Source organism: Parvularcula oceani (assembly GCF_000733125.1).
GTDB lineage: Bacteria > Pseudomonadota > Alphaproteobacteria > Caulobacterales > Parvularculaceae > Parvularcula > Parvularcula oceani.
In genome coordinates this window covers 110,037-125,283 of record NZ_JPHU01000001.1, presented here as the reverse complement: position 1 = coordinate 125,283, position 15,247 = coordinate 110,037, and the positions used below count along the sequence as shown (strand labels likewise).

The 15,247-nt window shown below is 68.4% G+C and carries 14 protein-coding genes; 7 read left to right on the top strand and 7 right to left on the bottom strand.

The genetic code is table 11. The annotated features are described in order from the left end of the window. The first annotated feature begins 73 nt into the window (after positions 1-73). From IE88_RS0100580 to IE88_RS0100570, 3 genes are read left to right on the top strand one after another with little or no spacing between them, the layout of a single operon-like run. Positions 74-835 carry a TVP38/TMEM64 family protein gene (locus IE88_RS0100580; RefSeq protein ID WP_081871314.1) on the top strand — a complete coding sequence of 254 codons (762 nt, stop codon included), beginning with the start codon at positions 74-76 and terminating at the stop codon, positions 833-835. Next, on the top strand, positions 832-2,268 hold the full coding sequence (locus tag IE88_RS0100575) for a dihydrolipoyl dehydrogenase family protein (RefSeq protein ID WP_238319237.1): 1,437 nt from the start codon (positions 832-834) through the stop codon (positions 2,266-2,268). Before IE88_RS0100580 ends, IE88_RS0100575 begins: the two co-directional genes overlap by 4 nt. Then, complete coding sequence (locus tag IE88_RS0100570; protein ID WP_031549001.1) at positions 2,261-2,890, top strand: sensor histidine kinase; 630 nt, start codon at positions 2,261-2,263, stop codon at positions 2,888-2,890. Before IE88_RS0100575 ends, IE88_RS0100570 begins: the two co-directional genes overlap by 8 nt. Here IE88_RS0100570 and IE88_RS0100565 read toward each other — a convergent pair. Genes IE88_RS0100565 through IE88_RS0100550 form a run of 4 tightly spaced genes read right to left on the bottom strand, consistent with a single transcriptional unit; the run spans position 2,887 to position 6,837 of the window. Beyond that, entirely contained in the window at positions 2,887-3,822 is a 936-nt protein-coding gene (locus IE88_RS0100565) for a lysophospholipid acyltransferase family protein (RefSeq protein WP_051881313.1), read from the bottom strand. The genes IE88_RS0100570 and IE88_RS0100565 overlap by 4 nt on opposite strands. Next, positions 3,819-4,817, bottom strand: a complete 999-nt coding sequence (lpxK, locus tag IE88_RS0100560) for a tetraacyldisaccharide 4'-kinase (protein ID WP_202900381.1) — start codon at positions 4,815-4,817, stop codon at positions 3,819-3,821. Before lpxK ends, IE88_RS0100565 begins: the two co-directional genes overlap by 4 nt. Then, the gene (locus IE88_RS0100555) at positions 4,814-6,106 is read right to left on the bottom strand and encodes a 3-deoxy-D-manno-octulosonic acid transferase (RefSeq protein WP_031548995.1); all 1,293 of its coding nucleotides are present in this window, start codon (positions 6,104-6,106) and stop codon (positions 4,814-4,816) included. The genes lpxK and IE88_RS0100555 overlap by 4 nt, the downstream gene beginning before the upstream one ends. Beyond that, complete coding sequence (locus IE88_RS0100550; RefSeq protein ID WP_051881312.1) at positions 6,103-6,837, bottom strand: lysophospholipid acyltransferase family protein; 735 nt, start codon at positions 6,835-6,837, stop codon at positions 6,103-6,105. Before IE88_RS0100550 ends, IE88_RS0100555 begins: the two co-directional genes overlap by 4 nt. Before the next feature lie 67 nt (positions 6,838-6,904). On the opposite strand from IE88_RS0100550, the gene IE88_RS0100545 reads away from it, so the two are divergent. The 4 genes from IE88_RS0100545 to IE88_RS0100525 all read left to right on the top strand — a co-directional run bounded on the left by IE88_RS0100545 (position 6,905) and on the right by IE88_RS0100525 (position 10,905). Continuing rightward, complete coding sequence (locus IE88_RS0100545) at positions 6,905-8,680, top strand: ABC transporter ATP-binding protein (RefSeq protein ID WP_031548991.1); 1,776 nt, start codon at positions 6,905-6,907, stop codon at positions 8,678-8,680. Continuing rightward, entirely contained in the window at positions 8,677-9,588 is a 912-nt protein-coding gene (locus IE88_RS0100540) for a DMT family transporter (protein WP_031548989.1), read from the top strand. Before IE88_RS0100545 ends, IE88_RS0100540 begins: the two co-directional genes overlap by 4 nt. Beyond that, positions 9,585-10,253, top strand: coding sequence for an N-acetylmuramoyl-L-alanine amidase (locus IE88_RS0100535; protein ID WP_036766262.1), 669 nt, complete (start codon positions 9,585-9,587; stop codon positions 10,251-10,253). The genes IE88_RS0100540 and IE88_RS0100535 overlap by 4 nt, the downstream gene beginning before the upstream one ends. 199 nt (positions 10,254-10,452) lie before the next feature. After that, on the top strand, positions 10,453-10,905 hold the full coding sequence (locus IE88_RS0100525) for an ABA4-like family protein (RefSeq protein WP_031548985.1): 453 nt from the start codon (positions 10,453-10,455) through the stop codon (positions 10,903-10,905). On the opposite strand, the gene IE88_RS0100520 is transcribed toward IE88_RS0100525, so the two are convergent. Genes IE88_RS0100520 through dnaG form a run of 3 tightly spaced genes read right to left on the bottom strand, consistent with a single transcriptional unit; the run spans position 10,902 to position 15,234 of the window. Next, positions 10,902-11,360, bottom strand: coding sequence for a YaiI/YqxD family protein (locus tag IE88_RS0100520; protein ID WP_031548983.1), 459 nt, complete (start codon positions 11,358-11,360; stop codon positions 10,902-10,904). The genes IE88_RS0100525 and IE88_RS0100520 overlap by 4 nt on opposite strands. A gap of 37 nt (positions 11,361-11,397) precedes the next feature. Beyond that, positions 11,398-13,356 carry an RNA polymerase sigma factor RpoD gene (rpoD, locus tag IE88_RS0100515; protein WP_031548981.1) on the bottom strand — a complete coding sequence of 653 codons (1,959 nt, stop codon included), beginning with the start codon at positions 13,354-13,356 and terminating at the stop codon, positions 11,398-11,400. Between the two features lie 30 nt (positions 13,357-13,386). Beyond that, the gene (gene dnaG, locus IE88_RS0100510) at positions 13,387-15,234 is read right to left on the bottom strand and encodes a DNA primase (protein WP_156032271.1); all 1,848 of its coding nucleotides are present in this window, start codon (positions 15,232-15,234) and stop codon (positions 13,387-13,389) included. Between the last annotated feature and the right edge of the window lie 13 nt (positions 15,235-15,247).

Genomic DNA, 15,247 nt, shown 5'->3' with positions numbered 1-15,247 from the left:
ACTGCGCGCCAAGCTCGCCTCGGCCATGCGTCGCAATATGCTCAAGAGCTGATCGCGAGCAACCGGACCCTCCATGACCGCATCGAAGTTTTCCGACGGCGCAGCCACCGCGGTGCCGGCACCGGCCAGGCGCCGCGTGCCGATCCGGCGCCTGCTGCCCGTCCTCGCCATCGCCGCCGCTCTGGCCGCCGCCTTCGCGCTCGGCATCGGCGACTATCTCTCCCTCGCTGCGCTGCGCGAGAACCAGGCGGCCCTCGGCACCTGGATCGACGAGCGGCTCGCGGTCTCCGTGCTTCTCTACGTGTTCCTCTATGCCGGGCTCGTCGCGATCTCCTTTCCCGGCGCCTCGGCGCTGACGGTCGCGGGCGGGTTCTTCTTCGGGCTCTGGATCGGAACGGCGGCCGTCGTCGCGGGCGCGACGATCGGGGCGGTGCTGCTCTATCTTGCGGCCAGAACCGTCTTCGGCGACGCGCTGCGCGAGCGGGCGAAGGGCTTTGTCGGCCGCATGGAGCGCGGCTTCCGCGATGACGAACTCAGCTACATGTTCATCCTGCGCCTCGTGCCGCTCTTTCCCTTCTGGGCGATCAACATCGCCGCGGGCGTCCTGGGCGTGCGCCTGCGCAACTATGTGCTCGCCACGCTGTTCGGCATCATACCGGGCTCTTTCGTCTACGTGTCCATCGGCCGCGGCATCGCGGCGGGCGTCGCATCCTCGGACGAGCTCGGCGGCGGGGAGGTGCTGCTGCAGGCGGAAACGCTGCTGCCCCTGATCGGACTTGTGATCCTCGCGCTGATCCCGGTCGTCTATAAACGTATGCGGAGGAGAGACAGTTGAGCGAGCCCCTGCGGAGAATCGATACCGACATCTGCGTCATCGGCGCCGGCTCTGGCGGCCTGTCCGTCGCGGCCGGGGCGGCGCAGCTCGGCCGCGACGTCGTCCTGATCGAGCGCGGGGAGATGGGCGGGGACTGCCTGAACTGGGGCTGCGTGCCGTCCAAGGCGCTGCTGGCGGCAGGCAAGGCGGCGCAGCATGCGCGGGAGGCGGAGCGGTTCGGCGTGCACACGGGAGAGGTGCGCGTCGATTATGCGGCCGTCCACGACCACATACGCGGCGTCATCGATGCCATCGCCCCCAATGACAGCCAGGAGCGATTCGAGGGGCTGGGCTGCACGGTTCTGCGGGAGGAAGCGCGTTTCACCGGCCCGAAAAGCCTGGTCGCCGGCAAGACCGAGGTGCATGCCGATCACTTCGTCCTCGCCACCGGCTCATCGCCACTGGTGCCGGAGATCGAGGGGCTGGAGGGCGTTCCCTTCCTGACCAACGAGACGCTGTTCGACCTGACCGAGGCGCCCCGGCACCTCCTGATCGTCGGCGGCGGCCCCATCGGCTGCGAGATGGCGCAGGCTCACCGGCGGCTCGGCTGCGAGGTGACGGTCCTCGAAGGGGGAACGGTCCTCGGCAAGGACGATCCCGAGCTGACGGCGGTCCTCAAGGCGCGCCTGCGCGAAGAGGGCGTCCGGCTGGAGGAGAACGCGCAGGTCGCCCGCGTCCGCAAGGAGGGCGAGGACCTGATCGTCACGGCAACGCGCGACGGGGAGGACCTCGATGTCCGCGGCAGCCATATCCTCGTCGCCGTCGGGCGGCGCACGGATATTTCAGCCCTCGATCTCGAAGCGGCGGGGGTGGAGACGAACGAGAAGGGCGTCCTCGTCGACGCGCAGCTCAGGACGACCAACAAGCGCATCTATGCCATAGGCGACGTGAATGGCGGCCTGCAATTCACGCATGTCGCCGGCTATCAGGCGGGCATCGTGATCCGGAACATGCTGTTCAAGGTCTTCCCGCAGAAGAACGACCCGCACCGGATCCCGCACGTCACCTATACGGAGCCCGAGCTCGCCTCGGTGGGCCTGACCGAGGCGCAGGCGAAGGAGGAGAACGTCTCCTACGAGGTCGCGCGCTGGAATTACGACGAGAATGACAGGGCGCAGACCGAGCGGGCGACGACCGGCTTCGCGAAGATCCTGATCGGGCGACGGGGCAAGATCCTCGGCGCCTCCATCGTCGGCGACGGCGCGGGCGAACTCATCGGGGCGTGGTCGCTTGCCATCGCCAACGGGCTCAAGGCTTCCGCCTTCACCAGCACGGTGATGCCATATCCGACCCTGGGCGAAGTCTCGAAACGCGCTGCCGGCGCCTATTACTCGCCGCGCCTGTTCTCGGGCCGGACCAAGCGCCTCGTCGGCGTGTTGTCGCGCTTTGACTGAGGCGGAGCGCCTCTCCCTCGCCCTCAAGGGCATCGGCGTGGTCCGCCACGACCTGCGCAACCTCCTTGCCAGCATGGAAATCGTTGCCGAGCGCATGGCCGCCTCGGACGACAAGAGGCTGAAGATGGCGGGCCCCCATCTCGTGAGCGGCGTCGAACAGGTGGTGGCGCTGACGCGCGCGATCCAGGACCTCGCGGAGGTCGAGCGGCAGGGACAGGGCGCTGTCTCCCTCTTTCAGGCAGCGACCGAGGCGGTGGGCGAGCGCGACGGCGTGACCCTTGCCGGGGTCGAGGGCGTGACGGTCCGGGCCGATCACGACCAGCTCGTCCGCCTGCTGCGGGAGACGATCGACAATCCCTTGCAGCTCGGCGCGCGCGTCACGCTTTCGGCATCCGAGGCGCGGGGCCGCGTCACGATCGAAGTCGCCGATGACGGTCCGGGCATTCCCGATTATGCGCAGGACACGCTCTTCGTTCCCTTCAGAGGCGCGCGGCGCAAGGGTGCGACGGGGCTGGGCCTGCCGATCGCGGCCGCGATCGCCGAGGCCAATGGGGGCGCGCTGCGCCTCAAGAAGACCGGCTCATCCGGAACGGTGCTCGAAATCGATCTGCCCGCGCCCTAGCCGGAGGGCCATCGGCGGTGGAACCAGAGCCACTGGCCGGGCCTCTCGCGGATGAAGTCCCCCAGGATCCCGTTGATCGCGCCGGTCAGCCGCTCCGTATCGGCTGCGGTGTCGCCGCTGCGCTCGACCTCGATCGGGTCATGCACCGTCATCGTGAAGCGGCTGCCAGGCTGCCGCACGATCTGTAGCGGGATGACGGGAAGGTTTCCCCGCAGGGCCAGCCTCGCGGCGGCCGGTGCCGTCATCGCGGAGTGCCCGAGCAGCGGAACGGAAATGCCGTCTCCGAGCTTCTGGTCTGTCAGCATGCAGAGCGACAACCCGTCCTTCGCCGCCCGCATCAGCTCGCGTCCGCCGCGCTTGCCTTTCGGGATCTGGCGGCGCGACATGACCGCCGCGCGCAGGCGGATGATCTTCTGGTCGACCAGCGGGTTGTTGGCGGCGCGATAGACCACGGCATAGCGCAGGCCGAGGCGGTGAAGCGCGATCGCCATCGCCTCCCAATTCGCGAAATGTCCCGAGACGAAGATGGCCGGTCGGCCTTCGCGCACGAGTTCGGTCACCCGCTCGGCCCGCAGAACGGTGGTGCGGTCCCCGACCGTGTCCAGATGGGCGAACTCTGCGACCGTGCGGCCGAGATTCTCCCATTCCTCCCGCAGGATCTCCTCGCGCTGCGCCGCATCCAGTTCGGGCATGACGAGAGAGAGGTTCGCATGACCCCTGCCATGCGGCTTGCGCAGGCGCGGGCCCAGGCGGCGAAGGAGCCATCCGAGCCTGTTCGAGGCCTTCTCGATTCCCGCCCGTCTCGACCAGGCGAAGAGCAGGTCCGCGCCCACTGCCTCGAGCCGGTGAAGAAGCGTCACCGGCCGGTTCGTCCGCGGCTCGGGCAGGGGAACGTCGGCGTCCCAGCGGTCGTCGTGATCGGCGAGCGTCACAGCGGACGCCCCAGAGCGGGAGCCAGGAGCGACAGAAGCTGCGCCTCGTCGCTCACGCGCATGGTGACCGGCAGGGTGCGGATCTGGGCCCGCATCTCGGCGGGCAGGCGGACGGCATCTTTCTCGGTCGTCACGAGCTGCGCGCCATGTTCTGCCGCCCGTTTCAGGAGGTCCTGCATGTCGCTCTCCGCGAATGGATGGTGGTCGGGGAAGGCGCGGGTCCCCTCAAGCGCGAAGCCCTGGCGGCGCAGCATGTCGAAGAAGCGCTCGGGCCTAGCGATCCCTGCGAAGGCGAAGACCGCCTTGTCCCGGTCCAAGGCCGAGCTGTCCGGTTCGAGCCAGGCGGTGAATTTCGGAAGCGCGGCGGGCACCCTCCGGCGCAGGTCGGCGGGAGCAGCCTCGCCAGAGCCGCGGGTGACGAAGACGGCTGCATCTGCGCGGGCCAGGCTGGCCTCCGGCGATTCGCGGAGGGGCCCGGCGGGAAAGATTCTGCCATTGCCGAAGCCGGTTTCGGCGTCGATCAGCGCGAAGCTGAAATCCTTGTGCAGAGAGGGGTTCTGGTGGCCATCATCCATCAGGATCGCATCCGCGCCGTTCCGCGCGGCCTCGGCGGCGCCTGCGGGCCTGTCGCTCGCCACCCATACCGGCGCGTGCCTCGCGAGAAGGAGCGCTTCGTCGCCCACTTGGCGGAACGTCGCCTCCGGCGACACGAAGACCGGCCCCTTTTCGGTGCCGCCATAGCCGCGAGTGAGGATATGCGCGAGGACGCCGTGCCGGGTCAGGAGATTGGCGAGGAGGGCGGCGAAGGGCGTCTTCCCGACACCGCCGAGAGTGACATTGCCGATGCAGACCACCGGAACGGCGGCGCGTGCAGGGCGCGCCGCCTCGATCCGCCGAGCGACGATCGCCCCATAGATGCGGCCTGCGGGCGAAAGCAGCCGCGCCAGAGGGGAGGCGCCGTCCTGCGACCAGAATGCCGGCGGCGAGAGCATCATCCGGCTTGCTCCAGCACCGGGCGCAAAGCGTGGATCACGTCGTCCAGCACGGCCGCAGCCGCATCGTCCGCCCATTCCCGCGCATGGCGCGCCATCTCTTCCCGCGTGACCGGGTCCGTCATCAGGCGCAGGAGCGAGGCGCTGAGGTCGCGGTCATTGCGCACGAGGGCCGAGCCCCCGGCGCTGCGCATGGCGGCGTAGGTGTCCTGGAAGTTGAACAGGTGCGGCCCGGTGATGATGGCGCAGCTCAGGCGCGCGGGCTCGAGCGGATTGTGGCCGCCGGTCTTCACGAGGCTGCCGCCGATGAAGGCGACGCTGCAGGTCCGGTAGAAGAGGCCGAGCTCGCCCAGCGTATCGGCGACATAGACCGCGTGTTCGGGGCCGGGCAGCGCGCCCGTGCCCCTGCGTATGGCGGGCAGGTTCCTCTCGGCGCACAGGGCCTGCACTTGCGTTCCGCGCCCCGGATGGCGCGGGGCGATGACGGTGAGGAGGTCGGGCAGGCGCCCGTTGAGCTGCTGGTGGGCGTCGAGTATCGCCTCTTCTTCTCCCGCATGGGTACTCGCGGCGACCCATACGGGCCGCTCGCCGATCGCTGCGCGCAGCGCATCGAGCGCCGCTTCGTCCGCCGGCAGCGCTTCGGCGGCCTGTTTGAGGTTTCCCAGCATGGGCACCTGCCGGCCGGACAGGGTCGCAAGCCGCCTGGCATTCTCCGTGTCCTGGCCGAGCACGATGTCGAAAGCGTCGAGCAGGCTGCGCGCCGCCTCCGCACGCGGCTGCCAGCTCTCGAAGCTCTTGGGCGACAGGCGGCCATTGACCAGCGCCATCGGCACGCCGCGCCTCCTGGTCTCGCCGATGAGGCTCGGCCAGAGCTCGGATTCGACGAAGAGCGCCGCATCGGGCCGCCAGTGATCGAGGAAGCTGCGGACGAAATGCGGCTGGTCCACGGGAACGTATTGATGGATGGCGCGGGGCGGCAGGCGTTCCTCCATGAGGGCCGCGGAGGTGACCGTGCCGGTCGTCACCAGGAAATTCGTCCTCGGCATCTCCGCGCTCAGCCGTTCGATGAGGGGAAGGACCGAAAGCGATTCCCCGACGCTCGCGCCGTGCAGCCAGACCAGGGGACCGGACGGACGCGCCTGTCCCGGCTCTCCCTTCCGCTCGCCGATCCTTGCCGGATCCTCCTTGCCGGCCTTGAGCCGGCGGGAGAGAGCGAGCTTCGCCAGCGGCTTCGCGAGCGAGGCGGCGCTGCGATAGGCGCGAAGAGAGAATGGCGGCTTTGACTGTGTCATGCTGCCATTTCCGCGCCGAATCGGGCGGGGGCAACCTCTTCGTGCCCCATCATGCGGTCGCATGCGGCAGTGATGCGGTTGAGCTCCTCCTCGATCTCCGTCCGGCCCCGCTCCAGCGCCTCCGGCCCGCGCCCCCCGATGCGGACCGGTTCGCCGAAGGCGAAGACGCCGCGCGAGAAGGGCAGGGGCAGGAGGAACCTGTCCCAGCTGCCGAGGAACCGCGCCCGGCGCACCGAATAGCTCATCGGGAGAACGGGAAGCCCCGACAGCCGGGCGAGCTGCGCGATCCCGGGCTGCGCCCGCTGACGCGGCCCGCGCGGGCCGTCTGGCGTGATCCCTGTGTTTCGGCCTTCGCGGCCGCTGGAGATCAGCGCCTTGAGCGCCGCGGCGCCGCCCTTGTTCTTGTCTCTCTTGCGCGGATCGGCGGCGGAGCCGCGCGCGGTGTCGATGCCGAAATGCCCGATGACACGCGCGATCACCTCTCCGTCGCGATGCTCGGAGATCAGCATGCGGAAATCCCGGCCCTGCTCGGCCTTGATGACCGGCATCATCAGGAGGCGCGAATGCCAGAAGGCGCAGATGAAGGGCTGCCCGCTTCCGATCAGGGCACGGTGGTGCTCATCGCCGATCCGCTCCCAGCGCACCGTCCCGTGGACCAGCCGGATATAGCCCGCCACCAGCGGCGGCAGGACGGCGAGGAGCAGGGGGGACAGGCTCTTTTTGCGGGCCACGGCGCACTCGTCTAAGCGAGGCGCGGCTATAGCGCGATGCTGCGCGCGAAGGCAAAGCGGAGCATGCGTGACGGCACGGACGGACCAGATGGCTTTGCGCCTGTGGCGGGAATTCCTGTCGCGCCACAAGGGGCGGCTGGCTCTGGGCGTGCTCGCCATGATCGGCCTCGCTAGCGCCGAGGCGGGCCTTCTCGCCGCGACGCAGTGGGTCTTCGCGGGCCTCGACCCCGCACGAGGCGATGCGCCCGGCGCCGACCCTGCCACGGTGATGGTCTGGGGGCCTGTCATCCTGATCGGGCTCGGCGTCCTCCAGGCGGGCTTCTTCTACGCGCAGGCCGTCCTAGCCCAGGGCGCGGCGATCCTGACCCTCAAGGACATGCAGCACCGCATGTTCGCCCGGATCGGCGGCTTCGATCTCGCCCAGCTCGCAGGCGAGGGGGCGGGCCAGCTCGTCAGCCGCTTCACCAATGACCTGACCGTCCTGCGCGAAAGCCTGACCCGCGCGCCAAACGGCTTGCGCGACGCGATCCGCCTTGCGGTCATCGTTGGCTATCTCGCCTGGCTCGACTGGGTGCTCTTCGCCGCCGTCCTGATCGTCTATCCGCTGGCCGGCCTGCCGGTCGGCTGGCTCGGCGGCCGCATCCGGTGGCTCGCAAGGCGGGTGCAGACGCAGATCGGCGGGCTGACGGGGCTCCTGACCGAGAGCCTGCGGGGACAGGCCATGGTGAAGACCTATGGCCTCGAAGAGCAGGAGCGCCGGCGCCTCGGCCGCGCCTTCGATGAGCGGGCGGGCCTCCTCTTACGCCTCGTCCGCCTGCGGGCCGCGAACGAGCCGATCATCACCGTGATCGGCGCCATCGCCATCGGCGCGATCATCGGCGTCGCCGCCTTCCGCATCGGCGCGGGGTCGTTGACGGGGCCCGAACTCGTGACCTTCCTCGTCGGCATGGCGGTCCTGTCCCAGCCCGCCCGCGGCCTCGGTACGCTGCACGCCGTCGTCCAGGAAGGGATGGGGTCTCTGGAGCGCGTCTTCGGCGTACTCGACAGGCGGGGGACGATTACGGATCGGCCGGGCGCGGCGCCCTTGCGGCTCGAGCGCGGGAAGCCCCCGGCGATCCGCTTCGAGGACGTGACCTTCTCCTACGGAGAGCCGGCGGTGCTCGACGGGCTGACCCTCGACGTGCCCGCAGGAGCGACCGTCGCGCTGGTGGGGCCCTCGGGGGCCGGCAAATCGACGGTCTTCGGCCTCCTGCCGCGCCTTTACGAGGCCGGGAGCGGGCGGATCCTGATCGAGGGGCAGGAGGTGCGGAGCCTGACCCTGAAAAGCCTGCGCGACGCAATCGCCCTGGTGGCCCAGGATGCGGTCCTGTTCGACGATACGATCGCCGAGAACATCCGCTATGGCTGCCCGGGCGCCGACGATGCGGCCGTCGTCGCGGCGGCGAAAGCGGCCGCGGCGCACGGCTTCATCGAGGCCCTGCCGGACGGCTACGAAACCCGCGTCGGCGATGCGGGGAGCAACCTGTCCGGCGGTCAGCGCCAGCGCATCGCCCTTGCCCGCGCCTTCCTCAAGGACGCGCCGATCCTGCTCCTCGACGAAGCGACGGCGGCGCTCGATGCGCGGTCGGAGCGCCTGATCGAAGAAGCGCTGGAGCGCCTTTCGGACGGGCGGACGACCCTCGTCATCGCGCACCGCCTGTCGACCGTGCGGCATGCCGACCTGATCGTGGTGATGGATCAGGGACGGGTGGTCGAACGAGGGACGCATGACGGGCTGATGGCGGAAGGCGGTCTCTATGCCCGCCTCGCGGCCATGCAGCTTCGCGAGGAGCTGCCAGCGTGAAGCCGTCCTATGTCGTTCTCCTGATCGCGATCACACTCGCATGGGGCCTGCATTTCACCGTGGTGAAGGCGACGGTCGATGCGATCCCGCCGCTCTTCTATGTCTGCCTGCGCATGGGGACGGTCGCGCTCCTGCTGACCCCGTTCCGCCGCTGGCACAAGGGGCGCATGCAGACGATCCTGATCGCGGGCGCCTGCTTCGGCGGGCTCAACTACGCCTTCATGTTCTACGGCCTGAAGCTGACCACGGCGAGCATCTCCGCCGTCGTGATCGAGAGCTACGTTCCCATCGCCACCGTCTTCTCGATCCTGTTCCTGGGCGAGCGGGTCGGATGGCGCCGCATCACCGGCATGGCGGTGGCCCTCGCAGGCGTCGCCCTCATCGCTACGGGCAGTTCGGAGGAAACAGGCAGCCGCAACCTGCCGCTTGGCGCGCTCTGCATTCTCCTCGCCGCGACGAGCGAGGCGGCGGGCGCGATTTTCGTCAAGAAGATCGAGGGCGTGAAGCCGCTGGAGCTCCTCTCCTGGTTCGGGGTCGTCGGCTTCTTCGTGACGGGCATCCTGTCCCTGATCTTCGAGACGGGACAGAGGGCGGCTTTCGTGCCGGAGGTGAATTGGGGCGTCGTCGGCGCGCTCGCCTATTCGGTCTTCGTCGCTTCGATCTTCGCGCATGCGAGCTACTATTTCCTGATCCAGCGCGCGCCGGTCAGCCAGGTCGCGAGCTCCGGGCTCATGGCCTCGGTCTTCGCGGTCGGCTTCGGCGTGCTCCTTCTCGGCGAGACCCTTACCGTACGCTTCCTCTTCGGCGGGGCGATGACGCTCGCCGGGGTCGCCTTCATCCTGATGCGGCAGGAGCGGACGAAGCGCGCCGACCTGCCGCCCGCCGTCAGCTCCGAGGTCTCGCCATGATCGAAGCGCCATCGCCGAATTTCGACGCACGCGGCACCGATATCTCGATGGTCGTCCTGCACTATACCGGAATGAAGACCGGGCAGGCAGCTCTGGACCGCCTGCGCGACCCGGACGCGAAGGTCTCCGCCCATTATCTGATCGAGGAAGACGGCACGCTGTTCCGCCTCGTCCCCGAAGCCGAGCGCGCCTGGCATGCGGGCGTCGCGCAGTGGCAGGGGCGCAGCGACGTCAACGCGATGTCCGTGGGGATCGAGATCGTCAATCCGGGCCACGAATTCGGCTATCGCGACTTTCCGGCTGCTCAGATCGACGCGCTGATCCCGCTGCTGCGCGGCATTCTGCGGCGCCACGACATTCCCGCCGAGCGGGTGGTCGGCCATTCCGATGTCGCCCCCGACCGCAAGGACGATCCGGGCGAGTTGTTTCCGTGGGGCCGACTGGCGGAGGAGGGGCTGGCGCTGCCGCCGTGGAACGGCGCCTACCCCCAAGCAGTTCCGGAGGAGGAGCGCGCGCTGCAACGCTTGTCCCGCATCGGCTACGGGGTGGAAGTCTTCGGCGCCGCAGCCTGCGTTACCGCCTTCCAGCGCCGCTTCGCCCCGGCGGAGCTGGGCCAGGGACTGACCGAGGCGACGCGTGCGGCAATCGGCTGCTACTTGTCCTGAGAGGCCTCAGAACGGCGCGGGCAGCATGCCCACATGCACCAGCGCCCACCACAGGATCAGCACGAACAGCACGAAGCCGATTCCCATAGCGCTCTTGCGTCCGCTACCTCTCATCTCGTGCCTGCCTTCCTGTCAGCTGTACCCGGACCTAGTCGCCCCGGCCCCCGAGCGGTAGGGGGGAAAGCGCAGGGGAGGGGGCATGCAGAACGACGGCACCTATGGGCTGTTCTTCGCCGCGATCAACGCGGCGGTCCTTCCGGCCTGGGCGCTTCTTCTCTTCGTGCCCCGCTGGGACTGGACGCAGCGGCTGGTCACGGCGGTGGCCGTGCCGCTTCTGGCCGCCGTCTATGTCGCGCTTCTTCTTTTCGCCCTGACGACCGGCGGCGGGGCGAAGGGCGTGGACTTCACGACGATGGAAGGGGTCGCCGCGATCTTCTCCCATCCGCTCGGCGTGGTGACGGGCTGGGCCCATTACCTCGCCTTCGACCTCTTTGTCGGGGCGTGGATCGCGCGGGACTCGCAAGGGTTCCACCTGCCGTACATTCTCGTCGTGCCCTGCCTGCTGCTGGCCTTCGTGGCGGGGCCGGCGGGCCTGCTCCTCTACCTCGTCATCCGCGCTGTCCGCGGCCGCCCCGCCAAGACGGCGCTCTAGACGAGGCGGGTCAGCGCCTCGTCGAGCGCCGAGAGGAAGCGCGAGCGGTCGGCTTTCGAGAAGGGCGGCTGGCCGCCGCCGACCTGATCGCCGCTGCCGCGCAAATCGTTCATGATCGCGCGGGTCGCGATGGCGCTGCCGATGGAGTCGGGCGTAAAGGGTGTGCCATTGGGGCCGAGGACGGCCGCGCCAGCCTTCAGGCATCGGTCCGCGAGCAGGATGTCGGCGGTGACCACGACCTTCGCCGCGTCCGCCCGCTCGGCGATGGCATCGTCGGCGGCATCGAAGCCTTCACTGACGACGAGGCGCCGAATCAGCGGATGCGGGGGCAGGCGGAAGCCGGCATTCGAGACGAACAGGACCGGCACGCCATAGCGCAGCGCGACGCGCATGCACTCGTCCTTCACCGGACAGGCATCGGCATCGACCAGGAGGCAGGCTTCGGTAGAGGTCATGAAAGGAAACGGGCGGCCCGAGGGCCGCCCGCCGGTATCAGTTGTCGAGGAAGCTTCTGAGCCTGCGCGAGCGGCTCGGATGCTTGAGCTTGCGCAGGGCCTTGGCTTCGATCTGGCGGATGCGCTCGCGGGTGACCGAGAATTGCTGGCCGACCTCCTCGAGCGTGTGGTCCGTGTTCATGCCGATGCCGAAGCGCATGCGCAGCACGCGTTCCTCGCGCGGGGTGAGGCTCGCCAGAACCCGCGTCGTCGTCTCGCGCAGGTTGGACTGGATCGCCGCGTCGATCGGCAGGATCGCGTTCTTGTCCTCGATGAAGTCGCCGAGATGGCTGTCTTCCTCATCGCCGATGGGCGTCTCCAGGCTGATCGGCTCCTTGGCGATCTTCATCACCTTGCGGACCTTCTCGAGCGGCATGGACAGCTTGGCGGCCAGCTCTTCGGGGGTCGGCTCGCGGCCGATCTCGTTGAGGATCTGACGGGAGGTCCGGACGATCTTGTTGATCGTCTCGATCATGTGGACCGGGATGCGGATGGTGCGCGCCTGATCCGCGATGGAGCGGGTGATCGCCTGGCGGATCCACCATGTGGCGTAAGTCGAGAACTTGTAGCCGCGGCGGTATTCGAACTTATCGACCGCCTTCATCAGGCCGATATTGCCTTCCTGGATGAGGTCCAGGAACTGAAGCCCACGATTCGTGTATTTCTTCGCGATCGAGATCACGAGGCGCAGGTTCGCCTCGACCATCTCCTTCTTGGCGATCCGCGCTTCGCGCTCGCCCTTCTGCACGGTCTGCACGATGCGGCGGAAGTCCTTGACCGTCAGGCCGGTTTCCTGGCTCAGCGTGCCGATCTCGTCGCGCAGCGCGACGATCTGGTCGTGGCCCTTGTCGGTGAAGTTCTTCCAGCCGCGGCCCTCATACTGGCTGACGCGCTCGAGCCAGTCGGGGTCGAGTTCGTGGCCGAGATAGGATTGCAGGAATTCCTGGCGGTTCACGCCATAGCTGTCGGCCAGGCGCACGAGCTTGCCTTCAAGCGCCATCAGCGCGCGGTTGATCGCGTAGAGCTGCTCGACCAGCGCTTCGATCCGGTGATTGTGCAGGCGCACCGAGCGGACGCGCTCGACGATATCCTTCTGGAGCTTCTTGAGGCGCTTGACCTGGTTTTCGGACAGGTCCTCGCCGCCAAGCTGCAGCTCGATCTGCTGGTCCTGCAGGCGGCGCAGCTTCTTGAAGTCCTCGGCGATGTCCGTGAAGGTCATCATCACGCCTTCGCGCAGCTCGGCCTCCTTGGCCGAGAGCGAGAGGTCGCCTTCGTCGAACTCGTCTTCGTCCTCGCCGGTCTCGGCGGCGCGCGCTTCCTGTTCCTTCTGGACGCGCTCGGCGACCTCCGGACGGGTCATGTCGGGACGGCTTTCGGGGCCGCCGCCATAGGTCGCGTCGAGGTCGATGATGTCGCGCAGGAGGACCCGGCCTTCCTCGAGTTCCTCGCGCCAGACAGTGATGGCCTCGAAGGTCAGCGAGCTCTCGCAAAGCGCGCGGATCATCGACTCGCGGCCGGCCTCGATCCTCTTGGCGATGGCGATCTCGCCCTCGCGGGAGAGAAGCTCGACCGAGCCCATCTCGCGCAGATACATGCGGACGGGGTCGTCGGTGCGGTCGCTGTCGGCCTTGGTGTTGGTGGTGACCGTGGCCGCGGTCTCTTTCTTGGCGACGGCGGTGCCGCCCTCGCCATCGGCGGCCTTCTTCTCCGCCTTCTCGTCTTCTTCGTCGGGCTCGTCATTCTCGGTGACGTTGATGCCCATATCCGAGAGCTTCGCCATGATGTCCTCGATCTGCTCGGAGGTGTATTCCTCCTCCGGCAGGACGGCGTTCAGCTCGTCATAGGTGACGTAGCCCTTCTTCTTCGCCGTCTCGATCATCTTCTTGACCGAGGCGAGGTTGAGATCGAGGACGGGGCGATCGCCCTCTTCCTCTGCGGCCTTGTTGGTCTTGCTCATCAAAGAGTCCCGTGCGCTTCTGCGGCGGCGTCAGCCGCCGATGTCGTCGTCGTCCGGCTTGTTCTCGGCGAGCAGCCTGGCTCTGTGGTTGAAGGCATCGAACCAGGTCCTCTCGCGTCCAGCGTCCAGATGCGCCTCCGCGGCGGCTTCGGCGACCTCGCCTTCGAGATCGCCCTGATAACGGTCGATGGAGAGCGCGTTGAGCCACCCTTCTTCCGCCGCGTCGAAGCCCGCTTCGGGACGCACGAAGCGCGCCAACCGAACGAGCGGGTGCTTGGACCACCGCTCATAGGCCCGCGCAGCCTCCGAACTTGCGAGGATGTGCGAACGCAGGGCCTCACTGTCAAGTGAAGGCGCTTCTGTCAGCCAGTCGACCGTCCTGGAAAGAAGGGTCCGAAGAGACCCTTCCTGCACTTCGAGCTCCAGAACCGCCTCTTCGTGATTGGCGAAGATCTGGGGATGGTGGATCAGGGTGACGACGAGCTGCGCCTCGCGCACCGCGTCCCCCGCATTCGGGGCGCCGAGGCGGGCCTTGAGCGCGGGCGAGACCGTGGGCGCGTCGCGGCGGCGGCGGAAATCCTGTTTCGTGAGCCATGGCTTGCGTTCGGCGGGGCGCCTGTCGGCCTCGCCGAGCTTTTCGCGCACGAAGCCGCCATAGGCCTCGTTCACATCCGGATCCTTGATCTGTTTGATCCGGTCCCAGAGCGCCCTCTTGAAGGCGGCCCGTTCCTCGGGCGTCGAGCGGGCATGGGTTTCGAGGTGATGCTCCCACAGGACTTCCGCCAGGGGGCGCGCCGTCTCGATCAGCTCGGCGAAGGCGCCCGGCCCGTCCCGGCCGATCAGGTCGTCAGGGTCGAGGCCCTCCGGCAGGAAGACGAAGCGCAGCGACTTGCCGGGCGCGAGGAGGGGGAGGGCGCGGTCCACCGCGCGCCACGCCGCGCTGCGCCCGGCGCGGTCGCCGTCGAAGCAGAGAACGGGCTCGTCCGCCGCGCGCCAGAGGAGGGTGAGCTGCCCCTCCGTCAGCGCGGTGCCGAGCGGGGCGGTGGCGGGCAGCCCGGCGCCGTTCACCGCGATGACGTCCATATAGCCTTCGGTCACGATCAGCGGCTTGCCCTGTCCCGCGCCCCGCCGCGCCCGCGCATAGTCGTAGAGAACCGAGGATTTGTGGAAGAGGGGCGTCTCGGGACTGTTGAGGTACTTCGCCTTGGCGTCCCTGGACAGCGCGCGCCCGCCAAAGGCGATTACGCGGTTCCGGCTGCCCAGGATCGGAAACATGATCCTGTCGCGGAACCTGTCATAGGTCGTCCCGTCATCGAGGCGGATCAGGAGGCCCGCCTCCACCAGCATCTCCAGCGGATAATCCTTGTTGAGGAGGAAATCCTTGAGCGCCGTCCGCCCCGCCGGCGCATAGCCGAGGCCGAAGGCGTCGCGCTGCTTCTGGGAGACCTTCCGCCGGTCGAGATAGGCGCGGGCATCCGCGCCGTCCTGGCGGTTCAGCATGGCGCGGAAGAAGCGCGCGGCGTCCGCGCAGGCTTCCGCCAGGCTCTTCGCCTTTTCCTCGCGCCTGCGGTCTTCCGGCGTGTCCTGCGGCACGGGCAGGCCCGCCTCCTCGCAGAGGCGCTCGACCGCCTCGGGAAAGGTCAGCTTCTGGACCTCCATCAGGAAGCCGATGACGTCGCCGTTCTTGTTCGAGGAGAAGTCGAACCAGCGCTGCTTCTCGTCGTTCACGAAGAAGCTCGGCGTCTTCTCGCTCGTGAAGGGCGAGAGGCCCCGCCACTCGCGGCCCTCCTTCTTGAGCTTCACATGCCGCCCGATCACGTCGGAGGCGCGCAGGCGCGCGCGCAGCTCGTCCAGGAAATCGGGGGTAAAGCGGGTCATGGAGCTCAGGATA